At 69.1% G+C, this 15226-nt stretch carries 13 protein-coding genes; 10 read left to right on the forward strand and 3 right to left on the reverse strand.

From position 1 onward, the window contains the following. Positions 1-212 precede the first annotated feature (212 nt). A complete protein-coding gene (gene dksA / locus DX914_RS02425) occupies positions 213-1298 on the forward strand; it encodes an RNA polymerase-binding protein DksA (protein WP_115857467.1) in 1086 nt (361 codons plus the stop codon). Positions 1299-1566: 268 nt separating this feature from the next. Here dksA and DX914_RS02430 read toward each other — a convergent pair whose 3' ends face one another. The 3 genes from DX914_RS02430 to cysS all read right to left on the reverse strand — a co-directional run bounded on the left by DX914_RS02430 (position 1567) and on the right by cysS (position 4951). After that, a complete protein-coding gene (locus DX914_RS02430) occupies positions 1567-2874 on the reverse strand; it encodes an MFS transporter (RefSeq protein WP_425480651.1) in 1308 nt (435 codons plus the stop codon). Continuing rightward, positions 2871-3323 (reverse strand): SufE family protein, encoded by a 453-nt coding sequence (locus tag DX914_RS02435; RefSeq protein WP_115857468.1) that lies wholly within the window; start codon positions 3321-3323, stop codon positions 2871-2873. The genes DX914_RS02430 and DX914_RS02435 overlap by 4 nt, the downstream gene beginning before the upstream one ends. A gap of 257 nt (positions 3324-3580) precedes the next feature. Further along, a complete protein-coding gene (gene cysS / locus DX914_RS02440) occupies positions 3581-4951 on the reverse strand; it encodes a cysteine--tRNA ligase (RefSeq protein ID WP_115857469.1) in 1371 nt (456 codons plus the stop codon). Positions 4952-5150: 199 nt separating this feature from the next. Here cysS and DX914_RS02445 point away from each other — a divergent pair, with 199 nt between their 5' ends. The 9 genes from DX914_RS02445 to argH all read left to right on the forward strand — a co-directional run bounded on the left by DX914_RS02445 (position 5151) and on the right by argH (position 15198). Next, positions 5151-5615, forward strand: a complete 465-nt coding sequence (locus tag DX914_RS02445; protein WP_115857470.1) for a hypothetical protein — start codon at positions 5151-5153, stop codon at positions 5613-5615. Between the two features lie 292 nt (positions 5616-5907). Then, positions 5908-6912: an N-acetylornithine carbamoyltransferase gene (locus DX914_RS02450; RefSeq protein WP_115857471.1), complete on the forward strand. Its 1005-nt coding sequence runs from the start codon at positions 5908-5910 to the stop codon at positions 6910-6912. Between the two features lie 145 nt (positions 6913-7057). Next, on the forward strand, positions 7058-8251 hold the full coding sequence (locus tag DX914_RS02455; RefSeq protein WP_115857472.1) for an argininosuccinate synthase: 1194 nt from the start codon (positions 7058-7060) through the stop codon (positions 8249-8251). Between the two features lie 202 nt (positions 8252-8453). Next, positions 8454-9545, forward strand: coding sequence for an acetylornithine deacetylase (locus tag DX914_RS02460; protein ID WP_115857473.1), 1092 nt, complete (start codon positions 8454-8456; stop codon positions 9543-9545). Beyond that, a complete protein-coding gene (locus tag DX914_RS02465) occupies positions 9545-10876 on the forward strand; it encodes an acetylglutamate kinase (RefSeq protein WP_196778802.1) in 1332 nt (443 codons plus the stop codon). The genes DX914_RS02460 and DX914_RS02465 overlap by 1 nt, the downstream gene beginning before the upstream one ends. A 1-nt stretch (position 10877) precedes the next feature. Beyond that, entirely contained in the window at positions 10878-11507 is a 630-nt protein-coding gene (locus tag DX914_RS02470; protein WP_115857474.1) for a GNAT family N-acetyltransferase, read from the forward strand. Continuing rightward, positions 11500-12462: an N-acetyl-gamma-glutamyl-phosphate reductase gene (gene argC, locus DX914_RS02475; RefSeq protein WP_115859104.1), complete on the forward strand. Its 963-nt coding sequence runs from the start codon at positions 11500-11502 to the stop codon at positions 12460-12462. The genes DX914_RS02470 and argC overlap by 8 nt, the downstream gene beginning before the upstream one ends. Before the next feature lie 69 nt (positions 12463-12531). Continuing rightward, positions 12532-13860, forward strand: coding sequence for a proline--tRNA ligase (gene proS / locus DX914_RS02480; protein WP_115857475.1), 1329 nt, complete (start codon positions 12532-12534; stop codon positions 13858-13860). Between the two features lie 27 nt (positions 13861-13887). Further along, entirely contained in the window at positions 13888-15198 is a 1311-nt protein-coding gene (gene argH, locus DX914_RS02485; RefSeq protein ID WP_115857476.1) for an argininosuccinate lyase, read from the forward strand. Positions 15199-15226 lie beyond the last annotated feature (28 nt).

Here is a 15226-nt window from a genome sequence, read left to right on the forward strand (position 1 = left end):
CGCGCTTTCCTCTCACAAGGCAAGCGCAAGGCAAGGCCGGGTCGGTCCTCGGACGAGGGTTGGCCTGACGAGGCGGGAACCGCACCGGTAGGTCGGATTCCGCTTGCGGCGGTCGCGCATTTGTGTACTGATCGCCGAGCGGACCTTCGTGGTCCGCGAAGCTTCCGGAACGGTCCGGGAGTTCCCTCAGGGAATAGAAGGACAAGCCGCTCGTGGCAGTGAAAAAACCTGCGAAGAAGGCCGCCAAGCCGGCCAAGAAGACCCAGCCGGCCGCGAAGAAGGCCGCCCCCTCCAAGACTGCGGCCAGCAAAACCGCGACCAAGAAGCCGGCGGCCAAGAAGCCCGTCGCCAAGGCTCCCGCCAAGAAGGCGGCCGTGGTCAAGAAGCCCGCGGCCAAGAAGGCGGCGCCCGTCAAGAAGCCGGTGGCCAAGCCCGCAGCCAAGCCCGCAGCCAAGAAATCGGCGGTAGTCGCGAAAAAGGCGGCACCTGCCAAGAAGCCCGCGGCCAAGCCCGCGCCGGCGAAGAAGGCCGCAACCCCGGCCAGCAAGACCCCTGCCAAGAAACCCGTGGTGGCTACGGCGGCCGCGGCACGGAAGCCCGACCCCAAGCCCACTGTCGTCAAGAAACCCGCCGCGCCTCCGCCGACCAAGACCGCACCGGTGGCGGAGCCCGCGCGCAAGAACGAAGCCGCCAAGAGCACAGTGACCCAACCCGCATCCAGCAAGGCCCCCCCGGCAACACCGCCTGCCGCTGCCAAACCCGCCGCCAAGCCCGCCGCCACCCGCCCGGTCGGCAAGGTCGCCGTGGCCGTCGCCGCCAAGCCCGCCGCGCCCGCGCCCAAGGCCAAGGTCAAGGTGGTGCCCTACAAGACCGACGACGCCACCGGCCGTCCGATCGTGCCCCAGGGCTACCGCCCGGCGATGGACGAGGAGTACATGAGCCCGTTGCAACTGGAGTACTTCCGTCAGCGCCTGCTGCAGTGGCGCACCGATCTGGTGGAAGAATCCAAGCAGACCATCGAGAACCTCAAGGACGAAGTGCGCGACGTCGGCGACGAAGCCGAGCGCGCCACCCGCGAAACCGAGAACTCGCTGGAACTGCGCACCCGCGACCGCTACCGCAAGCTGATCAGCAAGATCGACAGCACCCTCAAGCGCGTGGACTCGGGCGACTACGGCTTCTGCGTCGACACGGGCGAAGAAATCGGCCTGGAGCGCCTGGAGGCGCGCCTGACCGCCGAGCGCACCATCGACGCCCAGGAGCGTTGGGAGCATCTGCAGAAGCAGATGGGCGACTGAGTCCCAGCCCCATCCGCACCCCGCAAAGCCCGGCTTCGGCCGGGCTTTCGCATTTTGGGCTGGGGGATTGGACAACAGCTCAGCCGGTTTGGAGCCGTCGACTGTTAATCAGCGAGTCCAACGCCGCGAACCGCCCTGATAGGTTCGGGCCGCGGCGTCTGCGCAGATGGCCTTGCCGCCGCAACAGCAACGCCGGCCGAGGCGGTAGCTGCGTCTGTAGGATGAAGACGATCTTCACGCCGATGCGGCGCGGCGGGGCTGAGCCCAGCTACTGCAGATCGCGCAGATCCAGCCGGCGCAGCTTGGGCGCGAGTTTGGCGGTGGCGCCGACCACGGCCAGGGTCATGCAGCCGCCGAAGATCACCGAAGGCACCAGGCCCATGAGCTTGGCCGCCACGCCCGATTCGAACGCGCCCAGTTCGTTGGACGAGCCGATGAAGATGCCGTTGATCGACGACACCCGCCCGCGCATCTCATCCGGCGTGGACAGTTGCAGGATGGTCGAACGCAGCACCACCGACACGCCGTCGCACATGCCAGACAGCATCAGCATGAGCGCCGACAGCCAGAACTGCCGCGATAGGGCGAAGCCGATGATGCACAGGCCGAAGCCCGCCACCGCCCACAGCAGCAGCCGGCCGGCGTTCTTCTGCGGCGGGTGCCGGGCCAGCCACAGCCCCATCATCACCGCGCCCGCGGCCGGCGCCGCGCGCAGCACGCCCAGCGCTTCCGGCCCGTAATGCAGCACGTCGTGGATGAAGGCCGGCAGCAGCGCGACCGCGCCGCCGAACAGCACCGAGAACATGTCCAGCGCCTGCGCGCCCAGCACCACCTGGTTGTTGAACACGAAGCGCAGGCCTTCGCCGATGCTCTTGAACACCGGTGCGCGCTCGGCCGCCGGCGGCGGCTCGGTCACGCGCAGGGTGATGATGGCGATCGCCGCGGCCAGGGCGAAGGCCGCGGCCACCAGATAGGCGGACGTCTTGCCGCCCCAGGCCACCAGCACGCCGCCCAGGGCCGGGCCCAGCACCAGGCCGGTCTGCATCACCACGCTGCTCACGCCCGCGCCGCGGGCGAAATGCTCGCGCTTGAGCACGCGCGCGAACAGCGACATGTACACCGGCGCCAGGAACGCACGGACCACGCCGTTGATGGCGATGGCGACGAAGAGGGTCAGCGTGCCGATCCCGAACGCGCCGGCCGGCAGGGTGCCGCTGGCCACGCCGGCCAGGATCAGGGTGGTCAGCAGCAGGCCCAGGCAGGCGAACATGCCCAGCTTGCGCCGCGGCAGGTGGTCCACCGCGTAGCCGGCGAACAGGGCGAAGCAGAAGTAGGGGATGACCTCGGTCAGGCCGATCATGCCCAGCGCGAACGGATCGCGGGTGAGTTCGTACACATGCCAGCCGACCGTCACCGCGACGATCTGGTAGGACATCATCGCCAGCAGGCGGTAGATCAGCAGGCCGACGAAGCCGGGGTTGCGCAGCAGCTGCGAGGCGCTGATCGTCGCGCCGGGGCGCGGTTCGGATGGGTCGGGGAGCGCGGCGCTTTGCGTGCTGGCCGGTCCGCCGCTCACAGCCGGCGCTGCGCCTGCTCGCGGATGAAGGCCAGCAGCGAGGCCAGGCCGTTGCTGCGCGTGGGCGAGAGGTGCTTGGACAGGCCGATGTCGCCGATGTAGTCGGCCTGGCTGGCCACGATCTCGGCCGCGCTACGGCCCGAATACACCCGCAGCGCCAGGTAGATCAGGCCCGAGACGATGGCCGAGTCGCTGATCGCATAAAAATCCAATCGCTGCGCATCGCCTTGGGCCACGATCCAGACCATGGACTGGCAGCCGTGCAGGCGATGCTCCTCGGTCTTCCACTCCTCCGGCAGCGGCGGCAGCTTGCGGCCCAGGTCGATCAGGTACTGGTAGCGCTCGGACCAGTCGCCGAAGAAGGCGAACTCGTCGCCGATCGCGGCTTGGGCCTGCGCGGCGGTGGCTTCCAGCGGGAAAGGGGAGGCGGGGACGGCGATGGCGTTCATTGCTTGCGGATTCTACGCCTGATGGGCGCAGGCGGCTGTGGCCCTTGCTAGGCTCCCTCCCTTTGACCAAGGGTGAGAGCGTGCGCTTGCGAACCGCAGGTTCGCGCAGGGGCGAACGCCGGCAAGCCTAGCTTGCCGGCCGGGCGGGCCGGGGAGGATTTGCTGTTGCTTTGCTGTAGGGCCGAAGTATCGGAGCCGAGAGCAACCCCCCTCAATCCCCCTCAACTAAAGGGGGGAGGTTTAAAGCAGCGGGCGGCTCAGGCGCGCCTCACCCACCGCACACCCTGCGGCGTGTCCTCCAGCAAAATCCCTTCGCCCGCCAGCTGATCCCGAATCGCGTCCGCGCGCGCGAAATCGCGGTTCTTCTTCGCCGCCACGCGCTCGTCGATCAGCGCCTGGATGCGCGCGTCGTCGCCCGAGTCCACGCCGCGCGCGAACCAGGCCGCCGGTTCCTGCTGCAGCAGGCCCAGGGCCAGGCCCGCGCCCAGCAGCTCGCGCTTCAGCCGCGCGCGTTCGGACGGGTCGCCGGCCTTGCGCGCCTCGCCGGCGATGCGCGCCACCTCGGCCAGCGCCGAGGGCGTGTTGAGGTCGTCGTCCAGCGCCGCCTCGATGCTGGCCGGAATCTCGGCCTGGGCCTGGACATCGGCCAGATCGCGCAAGGTGCCGTACAGCCGGTCCAGGGTGCGCACGCTCTGCTCGATCAGGCCGTCCGACCAGTCCAGCGGCTGGCGATAGTGCGCCGACAGCAGGGCGTAGCGCAGCGCCTCGGGCGGGTGCGCGCGCACCAGGTCGTGGATCTTCTCGATGTTGCCCAGCGACTTGGACATCTTGGCGCCGCCGAAATTGAGCATGCCGTTGTGCAGCCACCAGCGCGCGAACACCTTGCCGCCGTGCGCGCACTCGCTCTGCGCGATCTCGTTCTCGTGGTGCGGGAACTGCAGGTCCACGCCGCCGGCGTGGATGTCGATGGTCTCGCCCAGGTGCGCGGCGGCCATGGCTGAGCACTCGATGTGCCAACCAGGGCGGCCGCGGCCCCAGGGCGAATCCCAGCCGGGCAGCTCGTCGGTGGACGGCTTCCACAGCACGAAATCGCCGGCGTCGCGCTTGTACGGCGCCACTTCCACGCGCGCGCCGGCCAGCATTTCCTCCGGATCGCGGCGCGAGAGCTTGCCGTAGCCGTCGAACTGGCCGATCGCGAACAGCACATGGCCTTGCGCCGCGTAGGCGTGGCCGCTGGCGATCAGGCGCTCGATCATGGCCACGATCTGGCCGATATGGTCGGTGGCCGCCGGCTCCAGGTCCGGCGCGCGCACGCCCAGCGCCGCCATGTCCTCGCGGTAGGCGGCGGCGAAACGGTCGGTGATGGCCGAGATCGGCACCCGCTGCTCGGCCGCGGCGGCGTTGATCTTGTCGTCCACGTCGGTGATGTTGCGGGCGTAGGCCAGGCTCCCGTAGCGCCGGCGCAGCAGGTCGGCGAGCACGCCGAACACCACCGGGCCGCGGCCGTTGCCGATGTGGACGTAGTTGTAGACCGTGGGCCCGCACACGTACATGGTCGGGCGGGCGGGATCGAGGGGTACGAACGGCTCGACCCGTCGCGTCAGGCTGTTGTAGAGGTGCAGGCTCATGGGGATCACGCTGAGGTTCGGGCCATTCTAGCCGCAGGCCAGCGGCCCGCGGGCGGGGCCGGTATTGCGAATGAGAACCGCTGCCTGTGTCGCGCATGGGCGGCCGCCGGCCACCGTGGGTTCAGGGGGTGGAGTCGCGATTCAGGTCGTGGCTACACTCGCCTCCTTACACTTTGTTCACGGAACCGATGCGAGCCCGATGAACCGTTCTCCCCTGGCACTGACTGCGTTGCTCATCGCCGCCCTCTGGGCCGGCGGCGCGGCGGCGCAGAGCACCACCGTGATCCAGGCGGAAAACGTGCGCTACGAGTACGCCCAGGTGCTGCGCGTGACCCCGGTCTACCAGACCCTGACCGCGACCCGGGTGGAGCAGCAGTGCGACCAGAGCCCCAAGCCGGTCAAGGAGGACTCGCGCCTGTCGCGCATGGTCGGCGCGGTCAAGGACGTGCTGACCCGCGACCGCAGCGAGCGCCAGCGCCAGACCGAGGCGGAAAACTGCCGCTCGGTGCCGGTGGAGCGCGAGTTTCGCCGCCCCATCGCCTACGACGTGGACTATGTCTACAAGGGCTCCAAATACCGCTCGCGCCTGCCCGAGGACCCGGGCAATCGCCTGCGCATCCGGGTCGCCGTGACCCCGGTGATCACCCCGATCAGCGCCCGCTGAGCCCGGCTCCGCGCGGTTTTGCGACCGCCGCGACTTGCGCCGGCCCGGCCTGCATGCGAGCATTCGCCCCCTCATGACCCACCTGCGCGCCGACGCCGACGTCCTCACCTCCGCCTACATGGCGGCGGGTATGACCTCGCGCGCGCGCCGACCGTTGCCCTGCCAATCCGCTGGGTGACGGCGCCGTACGCCGTTCGTGTAACAAGCCACACACACGAAAAGCCCAGCCTTAGCGCTGGGCTTTTTTGTTTTCCGCCCCCCACTTTCCCGACGCACCGGACCCTAGCCACCGATGAAGCACTTCCTCAACACCCAGGACTGGTCGCGCGCCGACCTCGATGCGCTGCTGGCGCAGGCCGCCGCGTTCAAGCGCAGCAAGCTCGGCGACCAGCTCAAAGGCAGGTCGATCGCGCTGGTGTTCTTCAACCCCTCCATGCGCACCCGCACCAGCTTCGAGCTGGGCGCGTTCCAGCTGGGCGGCCACGCGGTGGTGCTGCAGCCGGGCAAGGACGCGTGGCCGATCGAGTTCGACCTGGGCACGGTCATGGACGGCGACACCGAGGAGCACATCGCCGAGGTGGCGCGGGTGCTGGGCCGCTATGTCGACCTGATCGGCGTGCGCGCGTTTCCGAAGTTCGTCGACTGGCAGTACGACCGCCAGGACATCGTGCTCAAGAGCTTCGCCAAGTACTCGCCGGTGCCGGTCATCAACATGGAGACCATCACCCACCCCTGCCAGGAACTGGCGCATGCGCTGGCGCTGCAGGAGCACTTCGGCACCTCGGACCTGCGCGGCAAGAAGTACGTGCTGACCTGGACCTACCACCCCAAGCCGCTGAACACCGCGGTGGCCAACTCGGCGCTGACCATCGCCACGCGCCTGGGCATGGACGTGACCCTGCTGTGCCCCACGCCCGAGTACGTGCTGGACGAGCGCTACATGGGCTGGGCCGAGCAGAACGTGGCCGAGAGCGGCGGCTCGCTCCAGGTCAGCCACGACATCGACAGCGCCTACCGCGGCGCCGACGTGGTCTACGCCAAGAGCTGGGGCGCGCTGCCGTATTTCGGCAACTGGGGTCCCGAGAAGCCGATCCGCGACCGGTACCAGCACTTCATCGTCGACGAGGCCAAGATGGCGCTGACCAACAACGGCGTGTTCAGCCACTGCCTGCCGCTGCGCCGCAACGTCAAGGCCACCGACGCGGTCATGGACTCGCCCAACTGCATCGCCATCGACGAGGCGGAGAACCGCCTGCATGTGCAGAAGGCGATCATGGCCGCCCTCATCGGCCAGTAATGCATCGAGCCCCTCTCCCGCGAGCGGGAGAGGGGTTGGGGTGAGGGCGCTCTTCGCCTGAGCTCCACGACGTTCGTCATTTTCGTTTGCCCCCGCCCATCCTCCCCGCTAACGGGGAGGGACCCAAAGCAGAGACTTTCCCCACATGAGCAAAGACATCGTCCTCGCCTTCTCCGGCGGCCTCGACACCAGCTTCTGCGTGCCCTATCTGCAGGAACGCGGCTGGGCCGTGCACACCGTGTTCGCCGACACCGGCGGCGTGGACGCCGAAGAGCGCGCCTTCATCGAGCAGCGCGCGGCCGAGCTGGGCGTGGCCAGCCACGTCACCGTCGACGGCGGCCCGGCGATCTGGTCGGGCTTCGTCAAGCCCTTCGTCTGGGCGGGCGAGGGCTACCAGGGCCAGTACCCGCTGCTGGTGTCGGACCGTTACCTGATCGTCGAAGCCGCGCTGCAGCGCGCCGCCGAACTGGGCACCAAGGCCATCGCCCACGGCTGCACCGGCATGGGCAACGACCAGGTGCGCTTCGACCTGGCGGTGAAGGCGCTGGGCGATTACGAGATCGTCGCGCCGATCCGCGAAATCCAGAAGGAACACACCGAGGTCCGCGCTTACGAGCAGAAGTACCTGGAGGAGCGCGGCTTCGGCGTGCGCGCCAAGCAGAAGGCCTACACCATCAACGAGAACCTGCTCGGCCTGACCATGTCCGGCGGCGAGATCGACCGTTGGCAGGCGCCGGGCGAGGGCGCGGTGGGCTGGTGCAAGCCGCGCGCCGAATGGCCGGCGCAGCCGCTGCGGGTCACGCTGCGTTTCGAACACGGCGAGGCGGTGGCGCTGGACGGCGAAAAGATCGCCGGCCACCAACTGCTGGCCAAGCTCAACGGCCTGTTCGCGCAGTACGGCGTGGGCCGCGGCCTGTACACCGGCGACACCACCATCGGCCTGAAGGGCCGCATCATCTTCGAGGCGCCGGGCCTGATCGCGCTGCTGACCGCGCACCGCGCGCTGGAAGAGGCGGTGCTGAGCAAGCAGCAGAACCGCTTCAAGCCCGAGGTGGCGCGCAAGTGGGTGGAGCTGGTGTACGAGGGCTTCTATCACGACCCGCTCAAGACCGACCTGGAAGCCTTCCTGGCCAGCTCGCAGGGCACGGTCAACGGCGAAGTGGTGCTGGAAACCAACGGCGGCACGGTCAATGCGGTGGCGCTGGAGTCCAAGCACATCCTCAACGCCAAGGGCGCGACCTACGCGCAGGCGGCGGACTGGGGCGTGGAGGAAGCCGAGGGCTTCATCAAGCTGTTCGGCATGAGCAGCACGCTGTGGGCCGAGATCAACCGCAAGTAATCCAAGCGCCTGTTTGAGCCCCTCTCCCGCTCGCGGGAGAGGGGTTGGGGTGAGGGCAGCAAGCGCCGAAGGCGCAAGCGGCTTTTGTTGTTGCTCAAAAGCAACCGCCGAAGCGGCCCTCACCCTAGCCCTCTCCCGCAAGCGGGAGAGGGGACCTACATGCGACCGAACCACCGACCAGACCCGACGAGCCGTTCATTCCATGCTTCCCGACGTTCTAAAGCATCTCGAAGCCCTGGTGTCCCACGACACCCGCAATCCGCCGCGCGCCATCACCACCGGCGGCATCTTCGATTACCTGCGCAGCCAGCTGCCGGGCTTCCGCATCGAAGTGACCGACCACGGCGACGGCGCGGTGTCGATGCTGGCCGTGCGCGGCCAGCCGCGCCGGCTGTTCAACGTGCACCTGGACACCGTGCCGTCCTCGGACGCGTGGAGCGCCGATCCGCATACGTTGCGTGTGACCGGCGATCGCGCCATCGGCCTGGGCGCCTGCGACATCAAGGGCGCCGCCGCCGGCCTGCTGGCCGCGGCCGCGGTCACCAGCGGCGACGCCGCGTTCCTGTTCAGCACCGACGAGGAAGCCAACGACCCGCGCTGCATCGCCGGCTTCCTGGGCCGCGACCACGGTTTCAGCGAAGCGGTGATCGCCGAGCCGACGATGTGCGAAGCGGTGCTCGCGCACCGCGGCATCAGCTCGGTGCTGCTGCGCTTCCGCGGCGTGGCCGGCCACGCCTCCGGCGCCCATGCGCTGCAGGCCAGCGCGCTGCACCAGTCGATCCGCTGGGGCGGGCGCGCGCTGGACTACGTCGAGTCGCAAGCGCACCAGCGTTTCGGCGGCCTCACCGGCCTGCGCTTCAACATCGGCCGGGTCGAAGGCGGGATCAAGGCCAACATGATCGCGCCCAGCGCCGAAGTGCGCTTCGGCTTCCGTCCGCTGCCCTCGCAGTCCATCGACGGCCTGCACGAAACCTTCGGCACCCTGGTCGATGCCGGCGCCATCGAGCGCTACGAAGAAACCTTCCGCGGCCCCTCGTTGCCGGCCGGCGACGTCGCCGGCGCCGAGCAGCGCCGCCTGGAAGCGCGCGACCTGGCCGACGCGCTGGACCTGCCCATCGGCAACGCCGTGGATTTCTGGACCGAGGCTTCGCTGTTCTCCGCCGCCGGCCTGACCGCGCTGGTCTACGGCCCGGGCGACATCGCCCAGGCCCACACCGCCGACGAATGGGTGGCGCTGGAACAACTGGAGCGCTACACCCGAAGCCTCGTGCGCATCCTCGGAGGTAACGCCTGATGGCCGTGTCCATGGACGCCCACCTGCAGACCCGGCAGACCATCGTGCGCCTGCTCTCGAGCATGGCCAGCGCGAAGGAGATCTCGCAGTACCTCAAGCGGTTCTCCCAGCTCGACGCCAAGCGCTTCGCCGTGGTCAAGGTCGGCGGCGCGGTGCTGCGCGACGACCTGGAAGCGCTGACCTCGTCGCTGGCCTTCCTGCAGGACGTGGGCCTGACCCCGATCGTGATCCACGGCGCCGGCCCGCAGCTGGACGAGGAACTGTCGGCCGCCGGCATCGTCAAGCAGACCGTCAACGGCCTGCGCGTGACCTCGCCCGAGGCGCTGGCGATCGTGCGCCGCGTGTTCCAGTCGCAGAACCTCAAGCTGGTCGAAGCGCTGCAGTCCGGCGACGGCCGCGCCACCTCGATCATCTCCGGCGTGTTCGAAGCGCAATACCTGGACCGCGACACCTACGGCTTGGTCGGCGAGGTCAAGCAGGTCAACCTGGCGCCGATCGAGGCCAGCCTGCAGGCCGGCTCGATTCCGGTGATCGCCAGCCTGGGCGAAACCGCCGGCGGCCAGATCCTCAACGTCAACGCCGACTTCGCCGCCAACGAACTGGTGCAGGTGCTGCAGCCGTACAAGATCGTGTTCCTGACCGGCACCGGCGGCCTGCTCGACGACAACGGCCGGGTCATCGACTCGATCAACCTGTCCACCGAGTACGAACACCTGATCCAGCAGCCGTGGATCAACGGCGGCATGAAGGTCAAGATCGAACAGATCAAGGACCTGCTGGACAAGCTGCCGCTGACCTCGTCGGTGTCGATCACCAAGCCCGCCGAGCTGGCCAAGGAACTGTTCACCCACAAGGGCTCGGGCACCCTGGTGCGGCGAGGCGAGCGCGTGCTGCAGGCCTCGCGCTGGGACGAGCTGGACCTGACGCGCCTGCGCGGCCTGATCGATTCGGCCTTCGGCCGCAAGCTGGTCGACGGCTATTTCGAAAACACCAAGCTCAAGCGCGCCTACGTCAGCGAGAACTACCGCGCCGCGATCGTGCTGATCGAGGCCGACGACGGCCGCACCTACCTGGACAAGTTCGCCGTGCTCGACGACGCCCAGGGCGAAGGCCTGGGGCGCGCGGTCTGGCAGGTGATGCGCGAGCAGAACCCCAGCGTGTTCTGGCGCTCGCGCCACGGCAATCCGGTCAATCCGTTTTATTACTCCGAATCCGACGGCTGCCTCAAGCAGGAGAAGTGGAAGGTGTTCTGGTACGGCATGGGCGGCTTCGACGAAATCGCCGCCTGCGTGGATTACGCCGGCCGGCGCACGCCGACCTTGGAGGACTGAGATGGGCACCGACCAAGCCTGGAGCGTGCAATCGCGCCTCAGCGGCGAACACGTGACCCTGGAACCGCTGAGCCGCGCTCACGCCGAAGGCCTGCGCGCCGCGCTGGGCGGCGGCGAGCTGGCCCAGCTCTGGTACACCAACGTGCCCACGCCCGAGGGTGCGGAGGCTTACATCGACGCGGCCCTGGCCATGCGCGACCGCGGCCAGGCCTGGCCGTACGCGGTGCTGGATGCGCAGGGCGAGGTGGTCGGCAGCACGCGCTACTACGACCTGGACCCGCAGGTGCCGCGCCTGCAGATCGGCTACACCTTCTACGCGCCGCGCGTGCAGCGCACCGGCCTGAACACCCAGGCCAAACTGCTGTTGCTGCAGCATGCGTTCGAAGACCTGGGCTGCATCGCGGTGGGTTTCGAGACCAGCTGGTTCAACCTGGCTTCGCGCACCGCCATCGCCCGCCTGGGCGCCAAACAGGACGGCGTGCTGCGCAATCACCGCCGTCACGCCGACGGCAGCCCGCGCGACACCGTCGCGTTCTCGATCATCGATACGGAGTGGGCGGCGGTGAAGCGCAACCTGCAACACAAGCTGGCGCGGCATGCCGCGGCGGCGCAAGGAACGGACCATGGCTAAGACCGTAGGCATCGTCGGCGCGCGCGGCCACGTCGGCGCCGAGTTGATCCGGCTGATCGCCGGCCATCCGGGCTTCGAACTGGCCTTCGTGTCCTCGCGTGAGCGCGAGGGTCAGCGCGTGGCCGAGCATTTCCCCGAAGTCGGCGGCGAGCTGCGCTACACCGCGCCCAGCCACGAACAGCTGCCGCAGTACGGCGCCGATGCCGTGGTGCTGGCCCTGCCCAACGGCAAGGCCGCCGACTGCGTGGCCGCGTTCGACGCGGCCGGCGCCGATCCGGTGGTGGTGGACCTGTCGGCCGATTACCGCTTCGACGACGGCTGGTACTACGGCCTGCCCGAACTCACCCGCGCGCGCTACGCCGGCCAGCGCCGGATCAGCAACCCCGGTTGCTACGCCACGGCGATGCAGCTGGCGGTGGCGCCGCTGCTGGACGTGCTCGACGGACCCGTGCAGTGCTTCGGCGTGTCCGGCTACTCGGGCGCCGGCACCACGCCCTCGGACAAGAACGACCCGGACAAACTGCGCGACAACCTGATGCCCTATGCGCTGACCGGGCATATGCACGAACGCGAAGTCACCCGGCACCTGGGCCACCCGGTGGAATTCCTGCCGCACGTGGCGCCGCACTTCCGCGGCCTGACGGTGACGTCGAACCTGCACCTGAATCGCGCGTTCGAGCGCGAGGCACTGGTGCAGCGCTACCGCGACCGCTACCGCGACGAAGGCCTGGTGCAGGTACTGGACGAGGCCCCCTGGGTCAGCGCCATCGCCGACCGCCACCACGTCGACGTGGGCGGCTTCACCCTGTCCGACGACGGCCGCCGCGTGGTGGTGGTGTCCACCCTGGACAACCTGCTCAAGGGCGCGGCCACGCAGGCCCTGCAGAACCTCAACCTGGCGTTCGGCTACGACGAACTGGCTGGCATACAAGCGCACCCGCGACCGCGACCGTGATCCCCGCCAACCGATCCCCCCTTTGAAAAAGGGGGGGCAACAAAGGGTTCGGTCTTAGGAGTAGCCACCATGCGCCTGTCGCGCTACCTGTTGCCCACACTGAAAGAAACCCCCGCCGAGGCCCAGATCGCCTCGCACCGGCTGATGCTGCGCGCCGGCCTGATCCGGCAGGAAGCGGCCGGCATCTATTCCTGGCTGCCGGCCGGCCTGCGCGTGCTGCGCAAGATCGAGGCCATCGTGCGCGAGGAAATGAACCGCGCCGGCGCGCTGGAACTGCTGATGCCCACGCTGCAGCTGGCCGACCTGTGGCGCGAGAGCGGCCGCTACGACGCCTACGGCCCGGAGATGCTGCGCATCCGCGACCGCCACGAGCGCGAGCTGCTGTACGGGCCCACCAACGAGGACATGGTCACCGCGCTCTTCCGCGCCCACGTCAAGAGCTACCGCGCGCTGCCGATGAACCTCTACCACGTGCAGTGGAAGTTCCGCGACGAGCAGCGCCCGCGCTTCGGCGTGATGCGCGGGCGCGAGTTCCTGATGAAGGACGCCTATTCCTTCGATCTGGACGAAGCCGGCGCGCGCCGCTCGTACCAGCGCATGTTCGTGGCCTACCTGCGCACCTTCGCGCGCATGGGCATCCGCGCCATCCCCATGCGCGCCGAAACCGGCCCCATCGGCGGCGATCTCTCGCACGAATTCCTGGTGCTGGCGCAAACCGGCGAGTCGGCGGTGTACTGCGACCGCGCCGTGCTCGACCTGCCCATCCCCGGCGCCGACACCGACTACGACGGCGACCTGGAACCGGTGGTGCGGCAATGGACCACGCCTTACGCCGCCACCGAAGACGTGCACGACGGCGAGCGCTTCGAGCGCGAGGTGCCGGCCGAGCGCCGCGTGCATACGCGCGGCATCGAAGTGGGGCAGGTGTTCTACTTCGGCACCAAGTACTCCGAACCCATGAAGGCCCTGGTGGCCGGTGCCGAAGGCGGCGAGCGGCCGGTGCACGGGGGCTCCTACGGCATCGGCGTCTCGCGCCTGGTCGGCGCGATCATCGAGGCCGGACACGACGAAGCCGGCATCGTCTGGCCCGACGCGGTGGCCCCGTTCAACGTCGGCATCGTCGACCTAGACCCGGACGACGCCCAGGTCGACGCCGCCTGCACCCAACTGCAGGCATCTTTGCAGGCGCAGGGCCTGGACGTGCTGCACGACGACACCGGCGAGCGCGCCGGGGTCAAGTTCGCGCGCATGGACCTGCTGGGCCTGCCCTGGCAGCTCATCGTCGGGCGCCGCGGCCTGGCCGGCGGCACCGTGGAGCTCAAGCGCCGCGCCAGCGGCGAGCGCCTGGAACTGCCGTTGGCCGATGCCGTCGCCCGCATCGTCCGCTCCTCTCATTGAATCCGCCTTAGAACCCGAGCGCTACCCATGTCCGATCTGCTTTGGCAAAAACCCGGCGTCAAGGTCGACGCGCGCATCCAGGCCTTCCTGGCCGGCGAGGACGTGATCCTCGACCGCGAGTTCTTCCTGTTCGACATCCAGGCCAGCCGCGCGCATGCGCAGGGCCTGCAGCGCATCGGCATCCTCAGCGCCGAGGAACTCGACGGCCTGTCGCGCGAACTGGAGCTGCTGGCCCAGGACTTCAGCGCCGGCCATTTCGTGTTGGACGAGCGTTTCGAGGACGGCCACTCGGCCATCGAGGGCCGTTTGATCGAGCGCCTGGGCGACGCCGGCCGCAAGATCCACACCGGCCGCAGCCGCAACGACCAGATCCTGGTCGCCACCCGCCTGTGGCTGAAGGACCGCCTGGCGCGCGTCTACGCGCTGTGCCGCGAAAGCGCGGACGTGGCGCTGGCGCGCGCGCAGGCCGAAAGCGCGCTGCCGCTGCCGGGCTATACCCACCTGCAACGCGCGGTGGTGTCCAGCGCCGGCATGTGGTGGGCGGCCTGGGCCGAGGGCTTCATCGACGATGCCGTGCGCGCGCAGCAGACCCTGGATTGGGTGGATGCCAATCCGCTGGGCAGCGCCGCCGGCTACGGCGTCAACCTGCCGCTGGACCGCGACCACACCACCCAGGCGCTGGGCTTCGGCCGCCTGCAGGTGTCGGCCGCCTACGCCCAGCTCTCGCGCGGCAAGTTCGAGATGGCCGCGATCGAGGCGCTGACCTCGGCGCTGCTGGACCTGCGCCGCCTGGCCTGGGACCTGAGCCTGTTCACCAGCGCCGAATACGGTTTCGTCGCGCTGCCGGCCGAGTACACCACCGGCAGTTCGATCATGCCCAACAAGCGCAACCCGGACGTGATCGAACTCATGCGCGCCAGCTACTCGGCCGCCGCCGCCGCGCGCACCGAGATCGAACAGCTGCTGTCGCTGCCTTCGGGCTATCACCGCGACCTGCAGTTCTCCAAGGGTGCGATCTTCCACGCCTTCGGCCGTGGTCTGGGCGCGCTGGAGCTGCTGCCCGACCTGCTGCGCAACCTGGAATGGCGCCCCGAGCGCCTGCGCGCCGCGCTGGAGCCGTCGATGTACGCCACCGACCTGGCCGTGGACCTGGCGCGCGAAGGTCTACCGTTTCGCGAGGCCTACCGCCAGGCCGCCGATCCGGCGCGCTGGGCCCAGGGCGACCCCGAGGCCAGCCTGGCCGCACGCGTCTCGCCCGGCGCGGCCGCCGACCTGCGGCTGCACACGTTGCGCGAGCGGTTGGATGCGCTGCCAGCGGCCACGCTTTCGCAGGCATGAGCACATGAGCCTTCGTCATTCCGGCACG

This window comes from Lysobacter silvisoli (assembly GCF_003382365.1).
Lineage (GTDB): Bacteria > Pseudomonadota > Gammaproteobacteria > Xanthomonadales > Xanthomonadaceae > Lysobacter > Lysobacter silvisoli.